The sequence below is a fragment of the Nocardioides sp. Z43_10 genome (genome assembly GCF_059766615.1).
Window position 1 is genome coordinate 278,324 of record NZ_JCBAJY010000006.1, and the last position, 25,878, is coordinate 304,201.

Below are 25,878 nucleotides of genomic sequence, written 5' to 3' on the forward strand. Positions count from 1 at the left end.
CCACGGTGCCGTCCCTCGCACGGGCCCGGGGCCGCCTACCGGGGGCCTGTGGACAAGGGCCCTGCCGGGCGCCCCTGTGCGCGGCCGCTGGGCCGCCGTGCGGATTGGCGAGTACCCCCGGAGGTGGACTACGCTGCCACCAGCAGTCCTCTGGACTGACTTCGCACGCACGTCCTCCGTGGCGGTCCGGCATGCTCCTCGCCGGCCCGGTCTTCCGCGGGCGGCGACCCTCGGTCCCGGCCCTGAGCGCAAGCTCTGGCGGGTGGGGTTCCCGTACGAGCGTCAGGGCGACCGGCACCCGTCGGTCGCAGGAACTGAAAACAACCGGAGAGCATCACCGGTCCGTCCTGCTGAAGGGCGGGCACCAGCGGCGGTGCCTCCACACAACAGGAGAGAAACCCTCATGGCAGTCGTGACCATGCGCCAGCTCCTCGAGAGCGGCGTCCACTTCGGACACCAGACCCGTCGCTGGAACCCGAAGATGAAGCGCTTCATCATGACCGAGCGCAACGGCATCTACATCATCGACCTGCAGCAGTCGCTGGCCTACATCGACCGCTCCTTCGCCTTCGTCAAGGAGACGGTGGCCAAGGGCGGCACGATCATGTTCGTCGGCACCAAGAAGCAGGCCCAGGAGGCCATCGCCGAGCAGGCGACGCGCGTCGGGATGCCCTACGTCAACCAGCGCTGGCTGGGCGGCATGCTCACCAACTTCCAGACCGTGCACCAGCGGATCAACCGCCTCAAGGAGCTCGACGAGCTCGACTTCGACAACGTCGCGGGCTCGGGTCGCACCAAGAAGGAACTGCTTCAGATGAAGCGGGAGCGCGACAAGCTCGACAAGACCCTCGGCGGCATCCGCGAGATGGGCCGCACCCCGTCCGCCGTCTGGATCGTCGACACCAACAAGGAGCACCTCGCGGTCGAGGAGGCCCGCAAGCTGCGGATCCCGATCATCGCGATCCTGGACTCCAACTGCGACCCCGACGTGGTCGACTTCCCGATCCCGGGCAACGACGACGCCATCCGCGCGGTCGGCCTGCTGACCCGCGTGGTCGCCGACGCCGTCGCCGAGGGCCTCATCGCCCGCTCCGGTGGCAAGGCCGAGGCCGCGGACAGCACCACCGCTGCCGAGCCCCTGGCCGAGTGGGAGCGCGAGCTGCTCACCGGTGACGCCGAGAAGGTCGCCGTCGAGGCGACCGGTGGCGACGCCGCCGCCGAGGCTCCCGCCTCCGAGGCGACCGGTGCGTCCACCGAGGCCGCCGAGTCCGACGCTGCCGCCGAGGCCGTTGTCGACGCTCCCGCCGAGGCGTCCGCCGACGCTCCCGCCGAGACGTCCACCGACGCCCCGGCCTGACGCGCCCGCGCAACGCTTTCGACTACTTCCAGGAAGAAGGACCATGGCGAACATCTCCGCCGCTGACGTCAAGAAGCTCCGTGAGCTCTCCGGCGCCGGCATGATGGACTGCAAGAAGGCGCTCACCGAGGCCGAGGGCGACTTCGACAAGGCCATCGAGATCCTGCGGATCAAGGGTGGCAAGAAGATGGCCGAGCGCGCCGCCGAGCGCGAGGCGTCGGCCGGTCTGGTCGCCACCTCCGGTGGCGCCCTGGTCGAGCTGAACTGCGAGACCGACTTCGTGGCCAAGGGTGACGAGTTCATCGCCACCGCGCAGCGGATCGCCGACGCGGCCGCCGAGGCCAAGGCCGGCGACGCGGAGACGCTCAGCGCCGTCCAGCTCGGCGACAAGACCGTCGGCGAGACCGTGCACGACCTGGCCGTCTCGATCGGCGAGAAGATCGAGCTCGGTCGCGTCGCGTACTTCGACGGCCCGGTCGTGGTCTACATGCACAAGCGTGCCAGCGACCTCCCGCCCGCCGTCGGCGTGCTGGTGGAGTACGAAGGCAACGAGGACGCCGCCCGCGGCGCCGCGATGCAGGTCGCCGCGATGCGCCCGCAGTACCTCACCCGCGACGAGGTCCCCGCCGACATCGTCGCCAAGGAGCGCGAGATCGCCGAGGCGACCTCGCGTGAGGAGGGCAAGCCCGAGCAGGCGATCGCGAAGATCACCGAGGGCCGGCTCAACGGCTTCTTCAAGGACGTCGTGCTGCTCGAGCAGCCCTCGGTCACCGAGAACAAGAAGTCGGTCCAGAAGGTGCTCGACGAGTCCGGCACCACCCTGAAGCGCTTCGCGCGCTTCGAGGTCGGCGCCTGACCCAGTAAGGTTGCTCGGACCGCCCGCCGGCGGTCCGAGCTCGAGGAGGCCGGTCCCACATGATCCGAGAACATCGGAGTCATCGTCGGGCCGGCCTCCTTCGCTGTGCAGACGACCCCGGGCGCTGAGCGGTCACCGCCGCGAACCGCCCGCCAACCGCCGTACGAAGGGAATCTCCAGTGACCGCATACAAGCGAGTGCTGCTCAAGCTGTCGGGCGAGGTGTTCGGCGGTGGCAAGGTCGGGCTCGACCTGGACGTCATCAACAACATCGCCCGTGAGGTCGCCGACGTCGCCCGCGGGGGGACCGAGGTGGCGATCGTGGTGGGTGGCGGCAACTTCTTCCGCGGGGCCGAGCTCCAGCAGCGCGGCATGGAGCGCGCGCGCGCCGACTACATGGGCATGCTCGGCACCGTGATGAACTGCCTGGCGCTGCAGGACTTCATCGAGAAGCACGGCGTCGAGACCCGGGTCCAGACCGCCATCGAGATGGGACAGGTCGCCGAGCCCTACATCCCGCGACGCGCGATCCGTCACCTCGAGAAGGGCCGGGTCGTGATCTTCGGCGCCGGCGCCGGCATGCCGTTCTTCTCCACCGACACCGTGGCGGCGCAGCGGGCCCTCGAGATCGGCTGCCAGGTCATCCTGATGGGCAAGCAGGGCGTGGACGGCGTCTACGACTCCGACCCCCACAAGAACCCCAGCGCGGTCAAGTTCGACGCCCTGACCTACGACGAATTCCTGGCCCGGGGCCTCCTGGTCGCCGACGCCACCTCGGTCAGCCTGGCCCGCGACAATGACATGGACATGATCGTCTTCAACCTCTCCGAGACGGGCACCATCGGCCGCGCGGTCACAGGTGAGAAGATCGGGACCACGCTCTCGCGCGACTGAGCCGTCGACGCCCCCACGCACCACACGACACAAGGAGAACCCGTGATCAAGGAAGTCCTCAACGAGGCCGACGACAAGATGACCAAGTCCGTCGAGGCGACGCGCGAGGAGTTCGCGGCGATCCGGGCCGGTCGTGCGCACCCGAGCATGTTCAACAAGATCCTGGTCGACTACTACGGCTCGCCCACGCCGATCCAGCAGCTCGCGTCGTTCACCGCGCCCGAGGCCCGCATCATCCTGATCTCGCCCTACGACATGGGGGCGATGGGTGCCATCGAGCGGGCGGTGCGTGACTCCGACCTCGGCGTCAACCCCTCGAACGACGGCAAGACGATGCGCTGCGTGTTCCCCGAGCTGAGCCAGGAGCGTCGCAAGGAGTACATCAAGGTCGCCAAGGCGAAGGCCGAGGACGGCCGGGTCTCGGTGCGCAACATCCGCCGCAACGCCAAGCAGACCCTCGACAAGATGGAGAAGGACGGCGAGGTCGGCCAGGACGACGTGACGGGCGCCGAGAAGCGGCTCGACGCGCTGACCAAGCAGCACACCGATCAGATCGACGAGATGCTCAAGCACAAGGAAGCCGAGCTGCTCGAGGTCTGAGCCACCCCTTGATGACCGACTCCTCTCCCTCGTCCCCACCCCAGCAACCGGCCCCTGCGGGCCACGGCCGAGCCGGCCGCGACCTGCCGGCCGCGATCACCTCCGCGGTGGTCCTGCTGGGGGCCGTCGCGCTCTCCCTGTACTTCTGGAAGACGGCGTTCATGTTCATCGTGGCCGCCGCGGTCGTGGTGGCGATCTGGGAGCTGCACCAGGGGCTGCGCGCCAAGCAGATCGTGCTGCCCGAGCGGCCGCTGATGGTCGGCGGTGTGGTGATGGTGGTGGTGGCCTACTTCTGGGGCGCCCCCGCGCTGGTCACCGCCACCGCCGTGACCGCCCTGGTGCTGATGCTGCTGCGCCTGGGCGGGGGAGTCGACGGCTACGTCCGCGATGCCTCGGCCGCGGTCTTCACCCTCGTCTACGTCCCGTTCCTCGGCTCCTTCGTGGCCCTGCTGCTGGCCGAGGACGACGGCGCCAAGGGCATCGTCGCGTTCATCCTGGTCACCGTGGCCTCCGACACCGGCGGCTACGTGGCCGGTGTCCTGTTCGGCAAGCACCCGATGGCGCCGGTGATCTCGCCCAAGAAGTCGTGGGAGGGGTTCGCCGGCTCCGCGGTTGCCTGCGTGGTCGCCGGCTGGCTGCTGGTGGTCTACCTGCTCGACGGCGACTGGTGGGTGGGCGTGGTCCTGGGCCTGATCGTGGTGGTGATGGCCACCCTGGGCGACCTGTGCGAGTCGGTGATCAAGCGCGACCTCGGGGTCAAGGACATGAGCCAGATCGTGCCTGGCCACGGCGGCCTGATGGACCGTCTCGACTCTCTGCTCGCCACCATCGCCCCCACCTGGCTGCTGCTGCACTACCTGGTGCTGTGAGCTGACGCGCGACCTCCCCGGGCCCAGCCGGGCTCGACTCGTCCCTCTCTGCGTGAACCGCGCCTGCGCAGCGCCCCGCCATGAAAGGGTGGGGCGACCGCGACGGCTGGGCACACAGGAGGCAGCATGGACCACCCGCACCAGCCCCCTCCCGCGAGGCCGGTGCATCCCGTCGCGCTGGTGGCCGGGGGTGTGCTGGGCTTCGCGCTCAGCTGGCTGTGGATCGCGATCGTCGTGTTCGGGGGCCTGGGCATCGCCTACAACGCGGAGGCTGAGGGCTTCCTGCGCTCGTGGAACTTCGCCCTGCTCGTCATCGCCGCCGCGCTGATCCCGCTGGTGCTCGCGCTGGTCCTGCTCGTCGTTCCCCGCACCCGCCAGGCCGGCGCCGGCGTGGTGATGGGGCTGGCCATCGGGATCGTCGTCGGCAGCGGCGTCTGCGGGTCCGCCCTCACACCCGCTCTGGGCTGAGGCGGACATGTATCCCACACTCGAGGCGCTGCTCGGCCTCCCCGTCCCCACCCACGAGCTCTTCGTGGCCCTCGGCGTGCTGGCCGCGGGCGTCGTCTTCGCGCTGGAGGCGCGCCGTCGCGGGAGCTCCGACGAGCGCCTCGTCTTCGTGGTGGCCGGCGCCCTGGTCGGGGGCGCGGTGATGATGCGGATGGGCACCTGGCTCCAGCACGTCGACCTGCGCCAGAACGCCTCCCTGGCCGAGCAGTGGCTCTACGGCAACCGCTCCATTCTCGGCGGGCTGGTCGGCGCGTGGCTGGGGGTGCACGTCACCAAACGGGTGGTGGGCTACCGCGCCCGCACCGGGGACCTCTTCGCGCCGGCGGTGGCGCTGGGGATGGTTGTGGGGCGCATCGGGTGCCTGCTCACCGAGACCCCCGGGACGCCCACCGCCGGCGGCTGGGGGATCACCCTCCAGGCCGACGCCGCCGCCCGGGTCGGCGCGCCGGCCGGGGTGGGGCTGCATCCGTCGTTCGTCTACGAGATCGTCTTCCACTCGGCGGCGTTCGCGGTGCTCTGGCTCTGGCTGCGCCATCGCGAACTGCCACCGGGGGAGACCTTCGTCTGGTACATCGCGAGCTACGGGGTCTTCCGCTTCCTCGTGGAGTTCGTCCGCGCGAACGAGGTGGCCTGGGCGGGCCTGACCCGCCCCCAGCTCTTCCTCGCCCTCACCGTCCCGCTGCTCCTGGCGCGCATCGCCTGGCGCTACCGGCGGGGCGCCTATCGCCGGCCATCGATGCCGGCCCGACCGGAGGTGGCCGCATGAGCACGGCACAACAGGGCGAGCGCGGGGCGGGCATGCCGCTGCGCGGGGACCGGATCCACCGCTACGTGAACGCGTTCTGTCCGCTGTGCCACGAGGAGCATCCGGACCGGCCACTGGCCGAGGTGCAGCGGCTCAGCGGCTGGCTGGTCGAGCGCGACGACCGGATCTGGCTCGAGCGTGGCTGCCCGAGCCACGGCCTGGTCCGCACCCTGTACGACGAGTCGCCCGAGATCCTCACCTACCTCGAGCAGTGGACCGCGCCCACCAAGGTCCACGAGCCCGACCTGAGGGGCAACTTCCGGCCGGTGCCGTCGGCCTACGAGCACGGACTGCCGGAGATGCAGACCCAGCACACCTGCATCCTGCTCGAGGACCTGCTCGACCACTGCAACCTCAAGTGCCCCACCTGCTTCGCGGAGTCCTCGCCGGCGCTGGCCTCGGTCGCTCCGCTCGAGCAGGTCCTCGCCTCGATCGACGCCCGGCTGGCCCGCGAGAACGGACGCATCGACGTGCTGATGCTCTCCGGCGGCGAGCCGACGCTCTACCCGTGGCTGGCCGAACTGCTCGACGCGGTCGTGGCGCGCCCCGTCGTACGCATCCTGATCAACAGCAACGGCCTCGCCATCGCGCAGGACGACGAGCTGCTCGCGCTGCTGCGCCGCCACCGCGAGCGCGTCGAGGTCTATCTGCAGTACGACGGGGAGTCCGCGCAGGCATCGCGCCACCACCGCGGCGCCGACATCCGCCGCTTCAAGGAGCGCGCCATCGAGCGGCTCTCGGGCGCGGGGGTGTTCACCACGCTCACGATGACCGCCGCCCTGGGGGTCAACGACGACGAGATCGGCTACGTCCTCAAGCGGGCCCTGGACACCCCCTACGTCGGCGGCGTGACGATCCAGCCGGTGTTCGGCTCGGGCCGCTCCGGGGCCATCGACGCGCTGGACCGGCTGACCCACACCGGGGTGCTGGCCCGGCTGGAGGAGCAGACCGCCGGGGTGGTCACCTGGCGCGACCTCACCGCGCTGCCCTGCTCGCACCCGCACTGCTGCTCGGTCGGCTACCTGCTGCGCGACGACTCCGGGAGCTGGCGCTCGCTGACCGCGCTGATCGGCCACGACCGGCTCAAGCAGTGGCTCGACCTGGAGCCCGACACCCTGGCGAACCGGATCGCCGACGACTCCCTCCCGGTCTCGCTGCGGGCGGTGGTGAAGGACTCCCTGCTCGACCTGCTCTCGGAGCAGTCGTCGCTCTCGCACCCGTCGATGACCTCGATCTGGCGCGACATCTGCCAGAACTGCGACCTGGGCATCGGCACCCTCAGCACGCTGGTGGCCTCCAAGCTCCCCGGGCAGCACCAGCGGCTGAGGCGGATGCTGGGGGAGCGGGTGCTGCGGGTGACCGTGAAGCCGTTCATGGACATGAACACGATGATCGAGGAGCGGCTGACCCAGTGCTGCGTGCACGTCGGCACCGTCAACGCCGACACCGCGGCCCACCAGTGCGCGCCGTTCTGCGCCGTGCAGGCCTGGGCCCCGCTGGGGCGCACCCGGCTCTCCACGGCGACCGGGGCTCCCGCGGGGGCCGGTGTCGGACCGGCAGCCGGGCCGCGGCTGCCGCTGGTCGAGGGCCCGCGATGAGCCGCGACCCGCGCCTGGTGGAGCCCGCGCGCGCCGTGCCCTCCCCGGCGGCCGGCGCCCCGGGCGCCGAGCCCTTCGACCCGCTGCGGCTGTGCGTCTTCGCCACCGTCGCGCTGCTGGGCTGGGTGCTCGGCCCGGTCGCGCTGGTGGGGTTCGCGGGCCTCGGCTTCGTCGGCTACTGGCGTGCGCGCCGGGCCGGGCTGACCCGCTCGCAGTGCCTGCTACGCGACACCCGGCTGGTGCTCGCCTACCTGGCGCTGCTGGTGGCCGCCGGGCTGGCCGGGATCTGGTGGTGGCTCCGGTGAGGACCCTGCGCGCGTCGCGCCCACGTCGCCCCCTCGAGCCCTACCATGAGGCGCGAGAGCGGGGTGTGTCCGAATGAGCCAGCCACCGACGGGTCAGCAGCCACCGAACGGGGGGCAGTCCCGACCCGAGGATCGTCCCCAGGGACCGCCCCAGGGACCGCCCCAGGGCGGCTGGGGCGCGCCGCCGCCGTACGGCGCCCCGGCGGGCCCGCCGGACCCGTACCGCAAGCCCGCTCCGTACGGCCAGCCCGCTCCGTACGGCCAGCCCTCGCCTTATGGACCGCCCGCTCCGCCGGGGCCCGGCCCCTACCCCTCGCCGTACACCACGCCCGGGCCGAACGGCGGCGGGCCCGACCGGACCATGCGCTGGGTGGGCCTGGCCGTCGGGTTCTTCCTGGGCCCGGTGCTGCTGGTCCTCGGCGGCACCTTCGTCAATGCGCTGGCCTCGGTGCCCGGGCTGGACGGCGTGCTCAGCAGCGGGGGGCTGTTCGGCCTGGCGATTACCATGGTGGTCGGCCTGGTCGCGGGGCTCACCCATCCGGCGACGCGCTGGTGGGCGCTGGGCGCGATCATCGGCATCGCGTTGACGTTCATCGTGCTGGCCGGCGCATGCCTCACCCTCATCTACCTCATCACCTCCCAGATGCACTCATGACCGACTTCCCCACCGAGACCTCCGACGGTCGGCTCCGCGAGGAGCGGGCGCCCAGCTGGTGGCACCGCGACCACCCGACGTTCACGCCGATCGCGGGGTTCTTCACCGGCCTGCTCTTCATGGTGTTCGTGCCCGGGGCGTTCGCGACGATCCTGCGGCTGTTCTTCCACTACGAGACCGCCCGGGGGCTGTATCCCTTCGTCGTGCTGACGCTGGCGCTCCCGTTCGCGCTCCTGGTCCCCCAGCGCAGCCGGCGCTTCGGGCTGTACATGCTGCTCGGGATGCTGGCCACCCTCGTCGTGGTGCTCGGGGTGGGGGCACTGGTGCTCTGGCTGATGGTGATGATCGAGGGCTGAGGTTTTCGTCCATCCTTCCCCTCGGTGGGATGATCGAGGTGATGTCTGACGAGCCCACCCCCGCCGCTGCCGGAACCACCCCTCTCAAGCTGGTCTTCGACGAGCCGCGCGGGCGCAAGAAGCCCCCGCGGCACCTCGCCGATCTCACCGAGACCGAGCGCAAGGAGCTGCTGACCAGCCACGGGCTCCCCGGCTTCCGGGCCAAGCAGCTGTCCACGCACTACTTCGCGCGGCTGGTCGACGACCCCGCCGAGATGACCGACCTGCCCGCTACCCAGCGCACGGAGCTGGTCGAGGCGCTGCTGCCGCGGCTGATGACCCCGCTGCGCACGATGGAGGCGGACAAGGGCACCACCCGCAAGACGCTGTGGAGGCTGTTCGACGGCGCGCTGGTGGAGTCGGTGCTGATGCGCTACCCCGACCGGGCCACGGTCTGCGTCTCCTCGCAGGCCGGGTGCGGCATGGCGTGCCCGTTCTGCGCCACCGGCCAGGGCGGCCTGCAGCGCAACATGTCCACCGCCGAGATCGTCGAGCAGGTCGTCGCCGGCGCCCGGTCGATGGCGCGCGGCGAGGTCGCCGGCGGCCCCGGACGCGTCTCCAACGTCGTCTTCATGGGAATGGGCGAGCCGCTCGCGAACTACAAGGCCGTGATCGGCGCGGTCCGTCGGCTGACCGACCCGGCCCCCGCCGGCCTGGGGATGAGCGCGCGCGGGATCACCGTCTCCACCGTCGGTCTGGTGCCGCGGATCAGGCAGCTCACCGAGGAGGGCATCCCGGTCACCCTGGCGCTCTCCCTGCACGCCCCCGACGACGAGCTGCGCAACGAGCTCGTCCCGATCAACACCCGCTTCTCGGTCGCGGAGACCGTCGAGGCGGCCTGGGACTACGCCGCGAAGACCAAGCGTCGGGTGTCGATCGAGTACGCGATGATGCGCGGCATCAACGACCAGGCCTGGCGCGCGGACCTGCTCGGCGACGTCCTCAACTCCTACGGCGACTGGGGCTGGGTGCACGTCAACCTGATCCCGCTGAACCCGACGCCCGGGTCCAAGTGGACCGCCTCGGACCCCGCCGACGAGCGCGAGTTCGTGCGCCGGCTGGAGGCGAAGGGGATCTCCACGACCGTGCGCGACACCCGCGGCCGCGAGATCGACGGCGCCTGCGGTCAGCTCGCCGCCACCGAGGCCTGACCCCGCCGGACCCGCCGCCCCGACCGGGTCAGGCGCACCGCAGGGTCATCAGGGCGGCGGCCTCCTCGACGGTGTCGACGAGGTGCACCAGCGGCGCCATCGGGCGGCCCTCGGCGAGGGCCTGCAGCAGCGGCCAGGCCGGCAGCTGCTCGGTCCAGTAGCGGCGACCCACGAGGACCATCGGCGCCAACGACGACTCGTCGGCGTAGTAGTTCTCGCAGGCGTCCTGGAAGATCTCCTGGACCGTCCCGCCGGCGCCGGGCAGGAAGACGATCCCGGCGTCGCACACCTCGAGCAGCACCGCCTCGCGGCCCGGGTTGGCGAAATACTTCGCGATCGCGGTGGCGAACGGGTTCGGCGGCTCGTGGCCGTAGTGCCAGGTGGGGATGCCCAGCGACTGCTCGCCCTCGGGGAACCGCGCGAGCACCTCGAACGCCGCGTCCGCCCAGGCCTCCACCGAGGGCCGGAACGACGGCGCCGCGGCCAGCGCACGCAGCGCCTCCTCGACCGCCTCATCCGGCTGCCGGCTCAGGTAGGCGCCCAGGTTCGCCGCCTCCATGGCGCCCGGCCCGCCGCCCGTCGCCACGGTGAGCGAGCGCCCCAGGGCCCGGCCCAGCCGCGCCGCCGCGGCGTACTCCTCGCTGCCGCGCGCGAGCGCGTGCCCGCCCATCACCCCCACCAGCGGGCGACCCGCGCGCCGCCGTTGGGCCACCCAGCCGCGCAGGGCCGCGTCGACGGCATGGTCGTGCAGGGCGCGCGCGAGCGTCACCGCCCGCCCGGCGCGACCGGGTTGCTGGGCCCAGGCATAGGCCCGGGCGTCGAGAGTGTCGGCGTAGGTGCGGCTGTCGAAGAGCTCGGTGGGGGAGTAGAGCGCGGTGCGGTAGCTGTCGACCGGCACCCCGGGCACCTCGGGGAAGACGATCGCCCCGCGGGCGCGCACCGACTCCTCGTCGCCGTTGCCGAAGCGGCACCCGACGAACAGCGCACCGGCCACCCGGCAGCGGCGCAGCGCCTCGCGCTGCCCGCTCAGGTCCAGGCCCTGCAGGTGCCACCCGCTCATCGAGGTCACCCCGGCCGCCAGGCGTCGCTCCAGGTCGGCGAGCGTGGCGACCTCGATGACCCGTCCACGGCTGTGTCTCATGCCGCGACCTTAGGCGGCGGTGTGCGGACCCGGCGCACCGCGCGCCGGATTCAGAACGCGTGCCCCACCAGCTCCGCGAACAGCGCGTGCTCGTCCACGCCCAGGCCCCGCGAGCGGAACCAGGTGGCCACGTTGGTGCAGTCGCGCATCAGGAAGTCCGTCCCACGCGGGTTGGCGACCAGGTCCACGATCTGGGGCAGGTCGATGATCACCAGCCGATCACCCGCCGCCAGCAGGTTGTAGGGCGAGAGGTCGCCGTGCACCAGCCCGTGCCGGGCCAGCTCGGCCATCGCCTCGCGCAGCTGATCGAAGTACGACGCGAGCAGCGCCGGCGCGGGCCGGGTCTGGGCCAGGCGCGGCGCCGTCTCGTCCTCGACGGTGATCCACTCCATCAGGATCTCGGTGCCGTCGATCTGCACCGGGTAGGGGACCGGCAGCCCCAGCCCCCAGCAGCGCACCAGGGCCTCCCACTCGGCCCACGCCCACTGGCCGGCGGCGACCGCGCGACCGTGCGCGCTCTTGCGGGCCAGCGCCCGGGCATCGCGGCTGTTGCGGGTGCGCCGGCCCTCGGCGTACACCCCGGAGCGCTGGAAGCTGGTGTGCTCGGCGCCGCGGTAGCGCTTGGCGGCCATCACCGCCGAGGCGCCGCCGGGCACCGCGCGGTCGAGCAGGAAGACGTCGGCCTCCTTGCCGGTCTTGAGGATGCCCAGGTCGGTGTCGAGGGCGCCCTGGTCGGTGACCACCCAGGCCGGGCGCGGCCGCGGCCCGCGGCACAGCGGCTCGACGCTGGCCCAGGTGGACCAGCGCCGGCCGGGCCCGTCCGGCTCGTCGGCGGGGGTGAAGTCGAAGACGAACGCCGGGTCGAGCCCGGCGAGACGCTCGTCGTGGGGGTGCGGCGCGTCAGTGACGGGCTCGCTGAAGTCGTGTGGCATCGGGGGTGCTCCAAGTGATCGAGGGGTGGTCTGCGGACAGGCCGGGCACAGTCGTCATGGCACGGCTCCTCTCGATCGGGGCACGCCCCGACGGGCGCACGCTGGTGCCATCGTGGTGGCCCCGCTCGCGGGTCGGCAACGGGTTTTCGGATACGTTGCCCACTGCGACAGGGGGGAGCGCCATGACATCCAGGTGCAGCACGAGGACCGTTCAGCCACTTCGACGCGCCCGCGCTGCGCTGGTGGCGCTCAGCACCGCCGCGCTGGTGGCGGGCGCCGCCGTCGTTCCCGCCAGCGGGCAGGACACCGCGCACGGCGCCGGCCAGCGGGTGGCCCCGGCCCCGGGGGCCGCCGGCATCGGGGACCCCTACTTCCCCCAGGACGGCAACGGGGGCTACGACGTGTCCCACTACGACGTGCACGACCGCTACGCCTTCGCCACCGGGCGGCTCAGCGGCTGGACCCGGATCACGGCGCGTGCCGAGCAGGACCTGTCCAGCCTCCACCTCGACTTCATGCTCAAGGTCGGCAAGGTCACCGTCGACGGCCGGCCCGCGACGTTCAGCCGCCCCAACCGCCACGAGCTGCGGGTCGTCCCGCAGCGCCCGATCGCGCAGGGTGCCACGTTCCGGGTGCGGGTGGCCTACGCCGGCAAGCCGGGCGGCCAGCGCTGGCGCGGCGAGCGGCCGTGGCTGGCGGACCGCCGCGAGGTGGTCACGATGGGCGAGCCGCAGATGGCCGCCTGGTGGTTCCCCGCCAACGACCACCCCCGCGACAAGGCGGCCTTCGACATCCACGTGAGCGTCCCGCGGGGCCGCCAGGCGATCGCCAACGGCGAGCTGGTGGGCCGCACCCGCACCCGCACCGAGACGACCTGGCACTGGCGGGCGAAGGAGCCGATGGCCCCCTACCTGGCGTTCTTCGCCGCCGGCGACTTCCAGATCGCCCGCGGCACCGACGGCGGGGTGCGGTGGCTGTCCGCGGTCTCGCGCACGCTGAGGCCCGCGGCCCGGCGCCAGGCGATGGCCCTGATGCGGCGGACCCCGCAGGTGGTGCGCTGGAGCGAGCGCTACCTGGGCGAGTACCCGTTCTCGATCGCCGGCGGGCTCACCACCGGGCTCAGCGTGGGCTTCGCGCTGGAGAACCAGACCCGCTCGACCTACCCGTTCGTGGGCGGGCGGCGCAACGTCGGCCTGCTCGTGCACGAGACCGCCCACCAGTGGTTCGGCGACTCGGTGTCCGTGCACGGCTGGCGCGACATCTGGCTCAACGAGGGGTTCGCGAGCTTCATGGAGCGGCTCTGGGAGGAGACGCACGGCGGCCCGCCCGCCCAGAGCTGGCTGCTGGAGCAGTGGCGCCTGGCGGGCGGCGGCTTCTGGCGCCTGAAGCTGGCCGACCCGGGCCCGCGCCACCTGTTCGACATGGAGGTCTACGACCGGGGCTCGATGGTCGTCCAGGCGCTGCGGCACCGGATCGGCGACGCGGACTTCTGGACGCTGCTGAAGGCGTGGACCCAGGGGCGCGCCGGCGGCAACGGCAGCGTCGCCGACTTCGAGGCGCTCGCCGCCGAGATCAGCGGCGAGGACCTGACCGGGTTCTTCGACGCCTGGCTGCGAGGCACCACCCGGCCGGCGCGCACCGCGGACAACGGCCTGGTCTGAGCCGGGCGCTCACCGCGGCCCGGGACCCGGGTGGACGCTCCCGACCCCGGACGCCACGATGGTGACCATGCCGAGCTACCGCGAGACCTTTGCCGCCTCCGTCGCCGACCCCGACGCCTTCTGGCGCGAGGCCGCGACCCGTGTCGACTGGTTCAAGAAGCCGACCCGGGCCCTGGACGCCGAGCGGCCGCCGTTCTACCGCTGGTTCCCCGACGCGACCCTCAACACCTGCTACAACGCCCTGGACCGGCACGTGGTCGCCGGCCACGCCGACCGCACGGCGCTGATCTACGACTCGCCGCTGACCGAGACCAAGAGCCGGGTCAGCTACGGCCGGCTGCTCGAGGACGTGGCGGCCTTCGCCGGCGTGCTGCGCGCGCTCGACGTGCAGCAAGGCGACCGGGTGGTGATCTACCTGCCGATGATCCCCGAGGCCGTCGTGGCGATGCTGGCCTGCGCCCGGATCGGGGCGGTGCACTCGGTGGTCTTCGGTGGCTTCGCGCCGCACGAGCTCGCCGTACGCATCGACGACGCACGCCCCAAGGCACTGGTCACCGCCTCGTGCGGGATCGAGCCGGGCCGCACCATCGCCTACAAGCCGCTGGTCGACCGGGCCCTCGAGCTCGCCGACCACGAGCCGAGCGCGGTCGTGGTCAAGCAGCGCCCCCAGGTCGAGGCGACCCTGGTCGAGGGGCGCGACGTGGACTGGGACGAGGCGATGAGGATCGGCCGGCTCAAGCCCGCCGAGTGCGTGGAGGTGGCCGCCACCGACCCGCTGTACGTGCTCTACACCTCCGGCACCACCGGCAAGCCCAAGGGCGTGGTGCGCGACCACGGCGGGCACGCGGTCGCGATGGCCTGGTCGCTGCCGCAGGTCTACGGCTGCGGCGCCGGTGACGTGTGGTGGGCGGCCTCCGACGTCGGCTGGGTGGTCGGCCACTCCTACATCGTCTACGCGCCGCTCATCAACGGCGCCACGACCGTGCTCTACGAGGGCAAGCCGGTCGGCACCCCGGACGCCGGGGCGTTCTGGCGGGTGATCGAGGAGTACGGCGTGAAGGCCCTGCTGACGGCCCCCACCGCGATCCGCGCGATCCGCAAGGTCGACCCCGAGGGCGAGCTCGCCGCGGGCCGCGACCTGTCCTCGCTGGAGACCCTCTTCCTGGCCGGGGAGCGCCTGGACCCCGACACCTGGAGCTGGGCGGGGGAGAAGCTCGGGGTGCCCGTGGTCGACAACTGGTGGCAGACCGAGACCGGCTGGCCGATCGCGGCCAACCTGCGCGGGCTCGAGCCGATGCCGCTCAAGGCCGGCTCCCCGTCGGTGCCGGTGCCGGGGTTCCAGGTGGAGGTCCTCGACGAGCACGGCCGCGAGGTGCCGGCCGGCACCGAGGGTGTGATCTGCCTCAAGCTGCCGATGCCGCCGGGCACCCTGCCCACCCTGTGGGGCGACGACGAGCGCTACGTGACGTCGTACCTGTCCACCTTCGAGGGCTACTACCTCACCGGGGACGGCGGGTACGTCGACGAGGACGGCTACCTCTACGTGATGGGGCGCACCGACGACGTCATCAACGTGGCCGGCCACCGGCTCTCGACCGGGGCGATGGAGGCGGTGATCGCGCAGCACCCGGCCGTCGCGGAGTGTGCCGTGATCGGCGTGGCCGACCCGCTCAAGGGGCAGCTGCCGCACGGGTTCGTGGTGCTCAAGTCGGGTGTCGAGGCCGACCCCGACACGATCGTCGAGGAGCTGGTGGCCCTGGTGCGCGGCGAGATCGGCGCCGTCGCGGCGTTCAAGTCGGTGACCGTGGTCGGGGGACTGCCCAAGACCCGCTCGGGCAAGATCCTGCGCCGCACGATGCGTGAGATCGCCGACGGCAAGGAACCGAAGGTGCCCTCGACGATCGAGGACGCAACCGTGCTCGACGACCTGCGCCCCGCGTTGCGACGCCCGTGAGGACACGACCCGCCGGGCGCCGCGCCGGGGGCTGCGGCATTGCCGCGCGGGGTGCTGGGAGAATCGCGCGGTGACCTCTCCAGCCTCTCGCGCGCAGCGTCGCGACGTCGTGATCCTCGGCTCCACCGGCTCGATCGGCACCCAGGCCCTCGACCTGGTGCGCGCCCACCCCGACCGGTTCCGGGTGGTCGCGCTGACCGCGGGCGGCTCGAACCCCGAGCTCTTCGCCGAGCAGGTGCGCGAGTTCGCCCCGGCCTTCTCCGGGCTGGGGGAGGACGCCTCGGTCCAGGCGGCGGCGATGGCCTGCGACGTGGTGCTCAACGGCATCACCGGAGCCGTCGGGCTGCGGCCCACCCTGGCCGCGCTCGACGCCGGGAACACCCTCGCCCTGGCCAACAAGGAGTCGCTGATCATCGGCGGGTCCCTGGTCACCCAGCGGGCCAGGCCCGGCCAGATCGTGCCCGTCGACTCCGAGCACTCCGCGATCGCGCAGTGCCTGCGTGCCGGTGCCCGCGGCGAGGTGCGCCGCCTGGTGCTGACCGCGAGCGGCGGGCCGTTCCGCGGCCGCAGCCGCGAGGACCTGCTGGAGGTGACGCCCCAGGAGGCGCTGAACCACCCCACCTGGGCGATGGGCCCGGTGATCACGGTGAACTCCGCCACCCTGGTCAACAAGGGGATGGAGGTGATCGAGGCGCACCTGCTCTTCGGGGTGCCTTTCGAGGACATCGAGGTCGTGGTGCACCCCACCTCGGTGGTCCACTCGATGGTGGAGTTCTGCGACGGCTCCACGATCCTGCAGGCCTCGCCGCCCACGATGATGATCCCGATCGCGCTCGGCCTGGACTGGCCCGACCGGGTCGCCGACGCGGCGCCGCCGGTGGACTGGACCCGCCCGGAGACGTGGGAGTTCCACCCCCTCGACGACGAGGCGTTCCCGGCAGTCGCCCTGGCCAAGCGGGCCGGCGCGCTGGGAGCCACGGCGCCGGCGGTCTACAACGCCGCCAACGAGGTCTGCGTGCAGGAGTTCCTCGCCGGCCGGCTGCGCTTCGTGGACATCGTGGCGACGATCGCCGCCGTTCTTTCCCTGCACGGCGTACCCTCGAAGACGACACAGCTGAGCGTGGACGACGTCCTCGCCGCCGACGTCTGGGCTCGCTCAGAGGCCGTCCGTCTGATCCGGGAGGGGTTCCCCGCCGCATGACCGCGCTCTTCTACATCCTCGGTGTGGTCGTCTTCGTCCTCGCCATCCTCGTCTCCATCGGACTGCACGAGCTGGGGCACATGATCCCGGCGAAGAAGTTCGGCGGGAAGGTGACGCAGTACTTCATCGGCTTCGGCCCCACCGTCTGGTCGCGCCGGCGCGGCGAGACCGAGTACGGCGTGAAGGCCATCCCGCTCGGCGGCTACGTGAAGATCGTGGGCATGCTCCCGCCGGGGGCCGGCAACATCGCCGAGCCGGACGGCATCGACGCCGCGGGCAACCACGTCTACAAGGTGCGCAAGTCCAACACCGGGATGTTCACCCAGCTGATCTCCGACGCCCGGGCGGCGGAGTGGGAGACGATCTCGCCCGAGGACCACGACCGGCTCTTCTACCGGATGCCCTGGTGGAAGAAGGTGATCGTGATGGCCGCCGGCCCCTCGGTCAACATCGCCATCGCGTTCGTGATCTTCGCCGGCGTCTTCGCGACGTACGGCAACCCCAACGACCCGGTCCTCGAGCCGGTCGTCGACGACGTGTCCGCCTGCGTCGTCCCCTACGAGGAGAGCGACCGGGTCTGCACCGCGAAGGACCCGGTCAGCCCGGCCGTCGAGGCCGGCCTGCAGCCCGGCGACGAGATCGTCGCCTTCAACGGCACGCCGATCGACGACTGGGAGGGGCTGCAGAAGGCCATCCGCGGCAACGCCGGCGGCGAGGCGGAGATCACCTACCTGCGCGACGGCGAGGAGATGACCGGGCGGACCAGCACCACCGTGCAGTCGCGCCCCACGTCGGCCACCGACGAGACCCTCACCGAGGTCGGCTTCCTCGGCGTCACCCCGACCTTTGCCGGCTTCGCCGAGGGCGGGCCGCTCTACACGCTGCGCCAGATGGGCGACATGACCGTCGAGACCGTCAAGGCGCTCGGCACGCTGCCGGTGAAGGTCTTCGACGTCGCCCAGGCGATCGTCGGGCTCGAGGAGCGTGCCGCCGACAGCCCGGTCAGCGTGGTGGGCGGCGGACGCCTGGCGGGGGAGACCGTCTCGCACGAGACGTTCCCGGTCGCCGAGAAGACCGTCTTCATCCTGATGCTCATCGCCGGCTTCAACTTCTTCATCGGGATGTTCAACTTCGTTCCGCTGCTGCCGCTGGACGGCGGCCACATCGCCGGGGCGCTCTACGAGGCCGTGCGCCGCGGCTTCGCCCGGCTGCGTCGACGCCCCGACCCCGGCTTCGTCGACGTCGCTCGGCTGCTCCCGGTGGCCTACGTGGTGGGCCTCGCTCTGCTGGTGATGGGCGCGGTGCTGATCGTCGGCGACCTGGTGGTCCCGCTGTCGCTCTACGAGTCCTAGCAGGCGGCGGCGCCGAGGCGAGGGTGACATCGCTAGGATCGGGACATGACCGCAGTCAGCCTTGGCATGCCCGCAGCACCCCCGCCCGTGCTGGCCCCCCGCCGCCCGACCCGGCAGATCCAGGTCGGCAAGGTCGGCGTCGGCAGCGACCACCCGATCTCGGTGCAGTCGATGACGACCACGCTGACCTCCGACGTGAACACCACGCTGCAGCAGATCGCCGAGCTGACCGCCGCCGGGTGCGACATCGTCCGGGTCGCGTGCCCCTCCCAGGACGACGCCGACGCCCTGCCGCAGATCGCGCAGCACTCGCAGATCCCGGTGATCGCCGACATCCACTTCCAGCCCAAGTACGTCTTCGCGGCGATCGACGCCGGGTGCGCCGCGGTCCGGGTCAACCCCGGGAACATTCGGCAGTTCGACGACCAGATCAAGGAGATCGCGCGGGCCGCCAAGGACCGCGGCACCTCGATCCGGATCGGCGTCAACGCGGGCTCGCTCGACAAGCGGCTCCTGGAGAAGTACGGCAAGGCGACGCCCGAGGCGCTCGTCGAGTCCGCGGTCTGGGAGGCCGGTCTCTTCGAGGAGCACGACTTCCACGACTTCAAGATCTCGGTCAAGCACAACGACCCCGTGGTCATGGTGCGGGCCTACGAGATGCTCGCCGAGCGGGGCGACTGGCCGCTGCACCTCGGTGTGACCGAGGCGGGCCCGGCCTTCCAGGGCACGATCAAGTCCGCGACCGCGTTCGGCGCGCTGCTCTCGCGCGGCATCGGCGACACCATCCGGGTCTCGCTCTCCGCGCCGCCGGTGGAGGAGGTCAAGGTCGGGCTGCAGATCCTGGAGTCGCTGAACCTGCGCCCGCGCCGCCTCGAGATCGTCTCGTGCCCCTCGTGCGGGCGCGCCCAGGTCGACGTCTACACGCTGGCCGAGCAGGTCACGGCGGGTCTGGACGGGCTCGAGGTGCCGCTGCGCGTGGCCGTGATGGGCTGCGTGGTGAACGGCCCGGGTGAGGCCCGGGAGGCCGACCTGGGAGTGGCCTCGGGCAACGGCAAGGGCCAGATCTTCGTCAAGGGCCAGGTCATCAAGACCGTGCCGGAGAGCCAGATCGTGGAGACCCTGATCGAGGAGGCCATGCGCCTCGCCGAGCAGATGGAGCCCGTCGAGGGCGCCGAAGCCTCCGTCAGCGTCAGCTGAGCGCGAGAGCCGGACGAGAAGTAGGCTCCCGACGTGCTCTCCACCCGGCACGGCGTGCACCTGCTGGGCACGCCGGATCTCGACGAGTTCCTGGCCCTCACCGCCCAGGACCCGGTCGTCAACGTGTTCGCGGACTACCGCGCCCGTACGACGAACCTCGACCCGCGCTGGCTGGGCGGTGAGATGTGGGGCCGCTTCGACGACGGCCGGCTCACCGCCGCCTGTCATGTCGGCGCCAACCTGGTGCCCGTGCAGGCCAGCGCGGACGACGCCGTGGCGTTCGCCGCCCGAGCCCTGGCGAAGCGACGGTCCGTCTCGACGCTGGTCGGCCCCGAGGAGGCGGTCTCCGCCTTCTGGGGGGTGGTCGGCGACAGCTGGGGGAGCCCGCGCGAGATCCGCCGCCGGCAGCCCCACCTGGAGCTCTCCGGGCCGCCGGCGATCGCCGGGGACCCCGAGGTCAGGCGCACCACCAGCGAGGACCTCGAGCAGCTCTACCCCGCCTGCGTGGCGATGTACACCGAGGAGGTGGGCGTCTCCCCGGAGTTCGGCGGGGGCAGCGACCTCTACCGGGCACGGGTGATGCAGCTGGTCTCGCGCGGGTGGTCCTTCGCCCGCTTCGAGGAGGGCCGGGTGGTGTTCAAGGCCGAGGTCGCCTGCGCCTCGCCGTACGCCGCGCAGGTGCAGGGCGTCTACGTGCCGCCCGACCGGCGTGGGGAGGGGCTCGCCACCCGGGGGATGGCCGCGGTCGCGGAGATCGTGCTGGCCGAGATCGCGCCGACCGTCTCGCTCTACGTCAACGAGTGGAACGACCCCGCCCGCGCCGCCTACGAGCGCGCCGGCTTCCGCGAGAGCGCCCGGTTCTCCACAATCATGTTCTGAGCCGCTAGGTTCTCGCCATGTCGACCTCTGCTCTGCCCTGGGATGCCCGGGTGCTCGCCGCCGCCTTCGCCACTTCGGGGGTGATCCACCTGGTCCGGCCGGCGACGTTCGAGCCGGTGATGCCGGCCGCGCTGCCGGCGCACCGCGAGCTGATCCTCGCCAGCGGCATCGCCGAGCTGGCGTGCGCCGCGGGTCTGGTGTTCCCCCGCACCCGCCGGGTCGCCGGGTGGGCGAGCGCCGCGGTGCTGGTGGGCGTCTACCCGGGCAACCTGAAGATGGCCGACGACGCCAGGCGCGCGCGCAGCAGGCGGTTCAAGGCGATCGCCTACGGTCGGCTTCCGCTGCAGCTGCCGATGATCCGTGCTGCCCTCCGGGCTGCCCGAGGCTGAGCGCGGGCGCCCTCGCCCGATGGCTTCGAGCGCGTCGTCTGTGACGCAGGGGACCATCGGATGCACGTCGGGGCGCGCGCCACGGATAACCTGGCTCCCATGATCCTGCGTATGTCCCAGCTCTTCGTCCGCACATTGCGCGACGACCCGAACGACGCCGAGGTGCCGAGTCACCGGCTGCTGGTGCGTGCGGGCTACATCCGCCGGGCCGCGCCCGGCATCTACACCTGGCTCCCGCTGGGCCTGCGGGTGTACCGCAACGTGGAGCGGATCGTGCGCGAGGAGATGGACGCGATGGGCGCCCAGGAGCTGCAGTTCCCGGCGCTGCTGCCCCGCGAGCCCTACGAGGCGACCGGCCGGTGGACCGAGTACGGCGACGGGCTCTTCCGCCTCCAGGACCGCAAGGGCGCCGACTACCTGCTGGGCCCGACCCACGAGGAGATGTTCACCCTCGTCGTCAAGGACCTCTACTCGTCGTACAAGGACCTGCCTGTCTGGCTCTACCAGATCCAGACCAAGTACCGCGACGAGGCGCGTCCCCGCGCCGGTCTGATGCGCGGGCGCGAGTTCGTGATGAAGGACTCCTACTCCTTCGACACCACCGACGCCGGCCTCGAGGCCTCCTACAACGCCCACCGCGAGGCCTACGTCAAGACCTTCGACCGGCTCGGCTTCGACTACGTGATCGTCAAGGCCACCAGCGGCGCGATGGGTGGGTCGCGCTCGGAGGAGTTCCTGGCCCGCTCGACGGTCGGCGAGGACACGTTCGTGCAGTGCACCACGTGCGACTACGCCGCCAACGTGGAGGCGGTGACCGTCCCCGCCCCCGCCCCCCGCGGCTACGACGACGTCCCGGCCGCGCACGCCGAGCAGACGCCGGACACGCCGACGATCGACACGCTGGTGGACCACCTCAACGAGAAGTTCCCCCGCGACGACCGGCCCTGGGCGGCCGGCGACACGCTGAAGAACGTCCTCGTCGTGCTCAAGCACCCCGACGGGACCCGCGAGCCGCTGGCCATCGGGCTGCCCGGCGACCGCGAGGTCGACCAGAAGCGGCTCGAGGGCCAGCTCGAGCCGATCGAGGTCGAGGCGATGGACGAGACGGAGCTGCGCAAGCACCCCGAGCTGGTCAAGGGCTACATCGGCCCCCGCGCGCTCGGCGAGGAGTCGCCCTCGGGCATCCGCTACCTCGTCGACCCGCGCGTGGTCGAGGGCACTCGCTGGGTCACCGGCGCCGACGTGGCCGGGCAGCACGTGCTCGACCTCGTCGCCGGGCGCGACTTCACCCCGGACGGCACCATCGAGGCCGCCGAGGTCCGCGACGGCGACGCGTGCCCGCAGTGCGCCCCGGAGGGCCGCCAGGGCACCCTGGAGACCGCTCGCGGCATCGAGATGGGCCACATCTTCCAGCTCGGCCGCAAGTACGCCGAGGCGCTGGGCCTCAAGGTGCTCGACGAGAACGGCAAGCTGGTCACCGTCACCATGGGCTCCTACGGCATCGGCGTGTCCCGGGCAGTGCCGGTGATCGCCGAGGACAACCACGACGAGCTGGGCCTGTGCTGGCCGCGCGAGGTCGCGCCGGCCCAGGTGCACCTGGTCGCCGCCGGCAAGGACCCCGCGCTGTTCGCCGAGGGCGAGCGGATCGCCGCCGAGCTGAGCGCGGCGGGCGTGGACGTCATCTTCGACGACCGGACCGGCAAGGTCAGCCCGGGCGTCAAGTTCAAGGACGCCGAGCTCATCGGCGTTCCCACCATCGCGGTGGTCGGCAAGGGCCTCGCGGATGGCACCGTCGAGGTCAAGGACCGTCGGAGCGGGGAGCGTCTCGACGTCCCCGTCGCCGATGTCGTCGCCCATCTCATGTCCGTCGTCCGGCCCTGATCCCGATCCTCGGGTCACCCCATCTCACGGGAGCACGTATGTCACGCATCAGCTGTCCGTCGCTGGCCACCAAGGTCACGACCCCCGAGGCCGCGGCCGAGTTCATCCACCATGGCAACTCCGTGGGGATCAGCGGCTTCACCGGAGCCGGTTACCCCAAGGCGATCCCGCAGGCGCTGGCCCGCCGGATCGAGGCGGCGCACGCGCGCGGCGAGGAGTTCACCATCGGGCTGTGGTCCGGTGCGTCGACCGCCCCCGAGGTGGACGGTGTGCTCGCCTCGGTGCACGGGCTGGACAAGCGGCTGCCCTACAACTCCGACCCCACGCTGCGGGCACTGATCAACTCCGGTGAGGTCGACTACGTCGACACCCACCTGAGCCACTCGGCCCAGCACATGTGGTTCGGCTTCTACGGCCCGCTCGACGTGGCGGTCGTGGAGGTCACCGCGATCCTGCCCAACGGCCTGCTGGTGCCCAGCAGCTCGATCGGCAACAACAAGACCTGGCTCGACCGCGCGGACCGCGTGATCCTCGAGGTCAACAGCTGGCAGCCCCGTGAGTTCGAGGGCTTCCACGACGTCTACTACGGGGCGGCGCTGCCCCCGCACCGCAGCCCGATCCACCTGACCCAGCCGATGCAGCGGATCGGCGACCCGTACCTGCGCGTCGACCCGTCCAAGGTGGTCGCGGTGGTGGAGACCAACAGCCCCGACCGCAACACCCCGCTGACCCCGCCGGACGCCCTGTCCGAGGCGATGGCCGACCACCTTGTCGACTTCCTGCGCCACGAGGTCGCCGCGGGCCGGATGCCGCGCAACCTGCTGCCCCTGCAGAGCGGGGTGGGCAACGTCGCCAACGCGGTGATGGCCGGGCTGGAGGTGAGCGAGTTCGACAACATGATCGCCTTCACCGAGGTGATCCAGGACGGTCTGCTCGACCTGCTCGACAGCGGCAAGCTGGTCGGCGTCTCCGCGACGTCGTTCGGCCTCTCGCCCAACGGCGTGCAGCGCTTCCTCTCCGAGGTGAGCTCGTACAAGGGCCGGATCCTGCTGCGCAGCGAGGAGATCTCCAACCACCCCGAGCTGGTCCGCCGTCTCGGCGTGGTGGCGATCAACGGGATGATCGAGGCCGACATCTACGGCAACGTGAACTCCACCCACATCATGGGCTCGAGCATCATGAACGGGATCGGGGGCAGCGGCGACTTCGCCCGCAACGCCTTCTTGAACTTCTTCGTCTCGCCGTCCACCGCGAAGAACGGGGCGATCTCGGCGATCGTGCCGATGGTCAGCCACGTCGACCACACCGAGCACGACGTGCACGTGCTGGTGACCGAGCAGGGCCTCGCCGACCTGCGCGGGCTCTCGCCGACCGACCGGGCCGACCGGGTCATCGCCAACTGCGCGCACCCGGACTTCCGCGACCAGCTCCAGGACTACGTCGACCGGGCCAAGGCCGCGCGACCCACCGCGCGCCACACGCCGCACCTGCTCGACGAGGCGCTCAGCTGGCACAGCCGGTTCCTCGAGACGGGTCACATGTGAGCGGTCCGGACGTCGAGGCGGTCATCTTCGACTGGGGCGGCACGCTCACCCGCTGGAGCGACGTGGACTTCCACGCCGAGTCGCTGGCACTGGCCCAGGCCGTGGTCGGTACCGACCACGACCTGGACTCCGCGAGCAAACGCCTGCATGCCGCGGGAGACGCGGTCTGGGGGCGCTCGCGCGACCACCAGCGCAGCGCCACCGTCGCGGATCTGTTCGACGAGGCGGGGCTGGAGCACGACCCGGAGCTGCTGCACGCCTACTACGAGTTCTGGGAGCCGCACACGGCGACCGACCCCGACGTGCGGCCGGTCTTCGAGGCGCTGCGCGAGCGCGGCGTCAAGGTGGGCGTGCTGTCGAACACCATCTGGCCGCGGGAGTGGCATCGGGGGTTCTTCGAGCGAGACGGCGTCCTCGACCTGATCGACGGCGACGTCTACACCAGCGAGATCGAGTGGACCAAGCCGTCTCCGCGGGCGTTCGGCGCGGCGATGGAGGCCGTGGGCGCCCGTGACCCCGGTCGCTGCGTCTATGTGGGCGACCGGCTCTTCGACGACGTCTGGGGGGCGAAGAACGCCGGGCTGCGCGCCATCCACGTGCCGCACAGCCGCATCCCTGCCCAGCAGGTGGGCCACACCGAGGGCGAGCCCGACGCAGTGGCGCACCGCCTTCTCGATGTTCTCGACATCGTGGCCGGCTGGTCGCGCCGGGGCTGAGGGCGTCCACCGCGGCCGGGCGAACTCCTGCAACTTGCTGCATTGCAAGGACATGCAGTCTGTAAGTGCTGGCCTTCTGTCGCTCCGTATTGCATTGTTTTGCACGGCAGGTTGTTCGGGCAACCCGCCGCAGTTGAACCGGTGACCGGCGTCTGCGCCGCCGATCACCACCAGGTGCCGCGCTGACCGGCTCCGTCTCATGGTCCGCGAACACGTCCACTCGGGGAAGATCTCGGGACTTCCTTGGAGGTCGTGTTCGCGGACCGAGGTCATTTCGGGGCAACTCGGGTCGGCGGCCCACCTCACCCGCTCTGCGCTCTGCGGTCCGGGCCGGCTGGCGGCCTCGCTCCTCGGCCCTTCGGCTTCCGTACGTCCCCCTGCGGTGGGGGCTGGCACCGCCACGGGTAGCGACTGCGCCGGGCTGGACGGTGTCTGTGTGCCGGGGCTGTTCCGCTGGCCGCGTGGCCGCGAAGGCGGCGCCTCGCCCTCATCGTCCGCCGGCCGCGCGGGGGAGTGCTTGGCGCGCGTTCCTCCAGGTGGTGCCCGCGCGTGCCGCTGGCCCCGCCGGGCGGTGCCTGGGCATGCCGCTGGCCCCGCCGGGTGGTGCCTGGGCGGGGTGCGGGGCGGAGCAGCTACTGGTCGGGTGGCGGCAGGTCGGTTGACGTCGCGGCGGGTTGCTGAGGCGGGTGCGGATCGTTCCAGTGCTGCGGGGGGTGCCGTCGGCGGTCCCGGGAGACGTCGAGGGTGCCGGTGTGGTCACGCAGGTACTGGTAGCCCTGGGGACTGGTCCAGAGGTAGGTGCCCGTGTCGAGGTGCGTGTAGGACCAGGGGCTGTGGGTCTTGTGGCGATGGTGTCGCCGGCAGAGTGGGGCGAGGTTGCATGAGCAGGTGGTGCCACCGGTGGCGTGTTCTCGGATGTGGTCGCAGTCGGCGCGATGGCCGTCGGGTGTCACGTTGCGGGCGGGTCGGGTGCACCAGGGGAAGACGCAGGTGTGGTCGATGAGGGTCAGGCGTTCGACGAGGCGGTCGGGGGTCTCGTA

Annotated in this window: 25 protein-coding genes; 22 read left to right on the forward strand and 3 right to left on the reverse strand. The window is 71.7% G+C overall.

Features of this window, described 5'->3' with window-relative positions; genetic code table 11:
* Positions 1 to 403: 403 nt before the first annotated feature.
* The 12 genes from rpsB to rlmN all read left to right on the forward strand — a co-directional run bounded on the left by rpsB (position 404) and on the right by rlmN (position 9,991).
* Entirely contained in the window at positions 404 to 1,357 is a 954-nt protein-coding gene (gene rpsB, locus AC6EI4_RS13350) for a 30S ribosomal protein S2 (protein WP_498421995.1), read from the forward strand.
* Between the two features lie 43 nt (positions 1,358 to 1,400).
* Positions 1,401 to 2,213, forward strand: coding sequence for a translation elongation factor Ts (gene tsf, locus AC6EI4_RS13355; protein WP_498421993.1), 813 nt, complete (start codon positions 1,401 to 1,403; stop codon positions 2,211 to 2,213).
* Between the two features lie 179 nt (positions 2,214 to 2,392).
* Positions 2,393 to 3,106 (forward strand): UMP kinase, encoded by a 714-nt coding sequence (gene pyrH, locus AC6EI4_RS13360; RefSeq protein ID WP_498421992.1) that lies wholly within the window; start codon positions 2,393 to 2,395, stop codon positions 3,104 to 3,106.
* 45 nt (positions 3,107 to 3,151) lie between these two features.
* Entirely contained in the window at positions 3,152 to 3,706 is a 555-nt protein-coding gene (gene frr / locus AC6EI4_RS13365) for a ribosome recycling factor (protein WP_498422268.1), read from the forward strand.
* Positions 3,707 to 3,717: 11 nt separating this feature from the next.
* A complete protein-coding gene (locus AC6EI4_RS13370) occupies positions 3,718 to 4,575 on the forward strand; it encodes a phosphatidate cytidylyltransferase (RefSeq protein WP_498451746.1) in 858 nt (285 codons plus the stop codon).
* Between the two features lie 126 nt (positions 4,576 to 4,701).
* Complete coding sequence (locus tag AC6EI4_RS13375) at positions 4,702 to 5,043, forward strand: hypothetical protein (protein WP_498421988.1); 342 nt, start codon at positions 4,702 to 4,704, stop codon at positions 5,041 to 5,043.
* Positions 5,044 to 5,050: 7 nt separating this feature from the next.
* Complete coding sequence (locus AC6EI4_RS13380; RefSeq protein ID WP_498451747.1) at positions 5,051 to 5,848, forward strand: prolipoprotein diacylglyceryl transferase; 798 nt, start codon at positions 5,051 to 5,053, stop codon at positions 5,846 to 5,848.
* Positions 5,845 to 7,485, forward strand: a complete 1,641-nt coding sequence (locus AC6EI4_RS13385; RefSeq protein WP_498421984.1) for a radical SAM protein — start codon at positions 5,845 to 5,847, stop codon at positions 7,483 to 7,485. Before AC6EI4_RS13380 ends, AC6EI4_RS13385 begins: the two co-directional genes overlap by 4 nt.
* A complete protein-coding gene (locus tag AC6EI4_RS13390; protein WP_498451748.1) occupies positions 7,482 to 7,790 on the forward strand; it encodes a hypothetical protein in 309 nt (102 codons plus the stop codon). The genes AC6EI4_RS13385 and AC6EI4_RS13390 overlap by 4 nt, the downstream gene beginning before the upstream one ends.
* Positions 7,791 to 7,863: 73 nt before the next feature.
* The gene (locus tag AC6EI4_RS13395; RefSeq protein ID WP_498451749.1) at positions 7,864 to 8,445 is read left to right on the forward strand and encodes a hypothetical protein; all 582 of its coding nucleotides are present in this window, start codon (positions 7,864 to 7,866) and stop codon (positions 8,443 to 8,445) included.
* Positions 8,442 to 8,801, forward strand: a complete 360-nt coding sequence (locus AC6EI4_RS13400) for a hypothetical protein (RefSeq protein WP_498421978.1) — start codon at positions 8,442 to 8,444, stop codon at positions 8,799 to 8,801. The genes AC6EI4_RS13395 and AC6EI4_RS13400 overlap by 4 nt, the downstream gene beginning before the upstream one ends.
* Positions 8,802 to 8,842: 41 nt before the next feature.
* Complete coding sequence (gene rlmN / locus AC6EI4_RS13405; RefSeq protein WP_498451750.1) at positions 8,843 to 9,991, forward strand: dual-specificity RNA methyltransferase RlmN; 1,149 nt, start codon at positions 8,843 to 8,845, stop codon at positions 9,989 to 9,991.
* A 28-nt stretch (positions 9,992 to 10,019) separates the two neighbouring features.
* On the opposite strand, the gene AC6EI4_RS13410 is transcribed toward rlmN, so the two are convergent.
* Together AC6EI4_RS13410 and AC6EI4_RS13415 are read right to left on the reverse strand one after the other, a co-directional pair.
* Entirely contained in the window at positions 10,020 to 11,132 is a 1,113-nt protein-coding gene (locus AC6EI4_RS13410; RefSeq protein WP_498421975.1) for an LOG family protein, read from the reverse strand.
* A gap of 50 nt (positions 11,133 to 11,182) precedes the next feature.
* On the reverse strand, positions 11,183 to 12,064 hold the full coding sequence (locus AC6EI4_RS13415) for a serine protein kinase RIO (RefSeq protein ID WP_498451751.1): 882 nt from the start codon (positions 12,062 to 12,064) through the stop codon (positions 11,183 to 11,185).
* Between the two features lie 242 nt (positions 12,065 to 12,306).
* Here AC6EI4_RS13415 and AC6EI4_RS13420 point away from each other — a divergent pair, with 242 nt between their 5' ends.
* From AC6EI4_RS13420 to AC6EI4_RS13465, 10 genes are all read left to right on the forward strand, one after another.
* A complete protein-coding gene (locus tag AC6EI4_RS13420; protein WP_498451752.1) occupies positions 12,307 to 13,725 on the forward strand; it encodes a M1 family metallopeptidase in 1,419 nt (472 codons plus the stop codon).
* Positions 13,726 to 13,792: 67 nt separating this feature from the next.
* Positions 13,793 to 15,679 carry a propionyl-CoA synthetase gene (locus AC6EI4_RS13425; RefSeq protein ID WP_498451753.1) on the forward strand — a complete coding sequence of 629 codons (1,887 nt, stop codon included), beginning with the start codon at positions 13,793 to 13,795 and terminating at the stop codon, positions 15,677 to 15,679.
* 70 nt (positions 15,680 to 15,749) lie between these two features.
* A complete protein-coding gene (locus AC6EI4_RS13430) occupies positions 15,750 to 16,880 on the forward strand; it encodes a 1-deoxy-D-xylulose-5-phosphate reductoisomerase (protein ID WP_498421968.1) in 1,131 nt (376 codons plus the stop codon).
* Positions 16,877 to 18,232 carry a M50 family metallopeptidase gene (locus AC6EI4_RS13435; protein WP_498451754.1) on the forward strand — a complete coding sequence of 452 codons (1,356 nt, stop codon included), beginning with the start codon at positions 16,877 to 16,879 and terminating at the stop codon, positions 18,230 to 18,232. The genes AC6EI4_RS13430 and AC6EI4_RS13435 overlap by 4 nt, the downstream gene beginning before the upstream one ends.
* A 45-nt stretch (positions 18,233 to 18,277) precedes the next feature.
* Positions 18,278 to 19,429, forward strand: a complete 1,152-nt coding sequence (gene ispG, locus AC6EI4_RS13440; protein WP_498421965.1) for a flavodoxin-dependent (E)-4-hydroxy-3-methylbut-2-enyl-diphosphate synthase — start codon at positions 18,278 to 18,280, stop codon at positions 19,427 to 19,429.
* Positions 19,430 to 19,462: 33 nt separating this feature from the next.
* Positions 19,463 to 20,308, forward strand: a complete 846-nt coding sequence (locus AC6EI4_RS13445; RefSeq protein WP_498421964.1) for a GNAT family N-acetyltransferase — start codon at positions 19,463 to 19,465, stop codon at positions 20,306 to 20,308.
* A 17-nt stretch (positions 20,309 to 20,325) separates the two neighbouring features.
* Positions 20,326 to 20,697 carry a DoxX family protein gene (locus tag AC6EI4_RS13450; RefSeq protein WP_498451755.1) on the forward strand — a complete coding sequence of 124 codons (372 nt, stop codon included), beginning with the start codon at positions 20,326 to 20,328 and terminating at the stop codon, positions 20,695 to 20,697.
* 99 nt (positions 20,698 to 20,796) lie between these two features.
* Positions 20,797 to 22,578: a proline--tRNA ligase gene (locus AC6EI4_RS13455; RefSeq protein WP_498421962.1), complete on the forward strand. Its 1,782-nt coding sequence runs from the start codon at positions 20,797 to 20,799 to the stop codon at positions 22,576 to 22,578.
* A gap of 38 nt (positions 22,579 to 22,616) precedes the next feature.
* Positions 22,617 to 24,122 carry a succinyl-CoA:acetate CoA-transferase ScpC gene (gene scpC, locus AC6EI4_RS13460; RefSeq protein ID WP_498421960.1) on the forward strand — a complete coding sequence of 502 codons (1,506 nt, stop codon included), beginning with the start codon at positions 22,617 to 22,619 and terminating at the stop codon, positions 24,120 to 24,122.
* Complete coding sequence (locus tag AC6EI4_RS13465; protein WP_498451756.1) at positions 24,119 to 24,838, forward strand: HAD family hydrolase; 720 nt, start codon at positions 24,119 to 24,121, stop codon at positions 24,836 to 24,838. Before scpC ends, AC6EI4_RS13465 begins: the two co-directional genes overlap by 4 nt.
* Positions 24,839 to 25,470: 632 nt before the next feature.
* On the opposite strand, the gene AC6EI4_RS13470 is transcribed toward AC6EI4_RS13465, so the two are convergent.
* Positions 25,471 to 25,878, reverse strand: a 408-nt coding sequence (locus AC6EI4_RS13470; protein WP_498451757.1) for an HNH endonuclease, incomplete at its 5' end; no start/stop codon positions are given.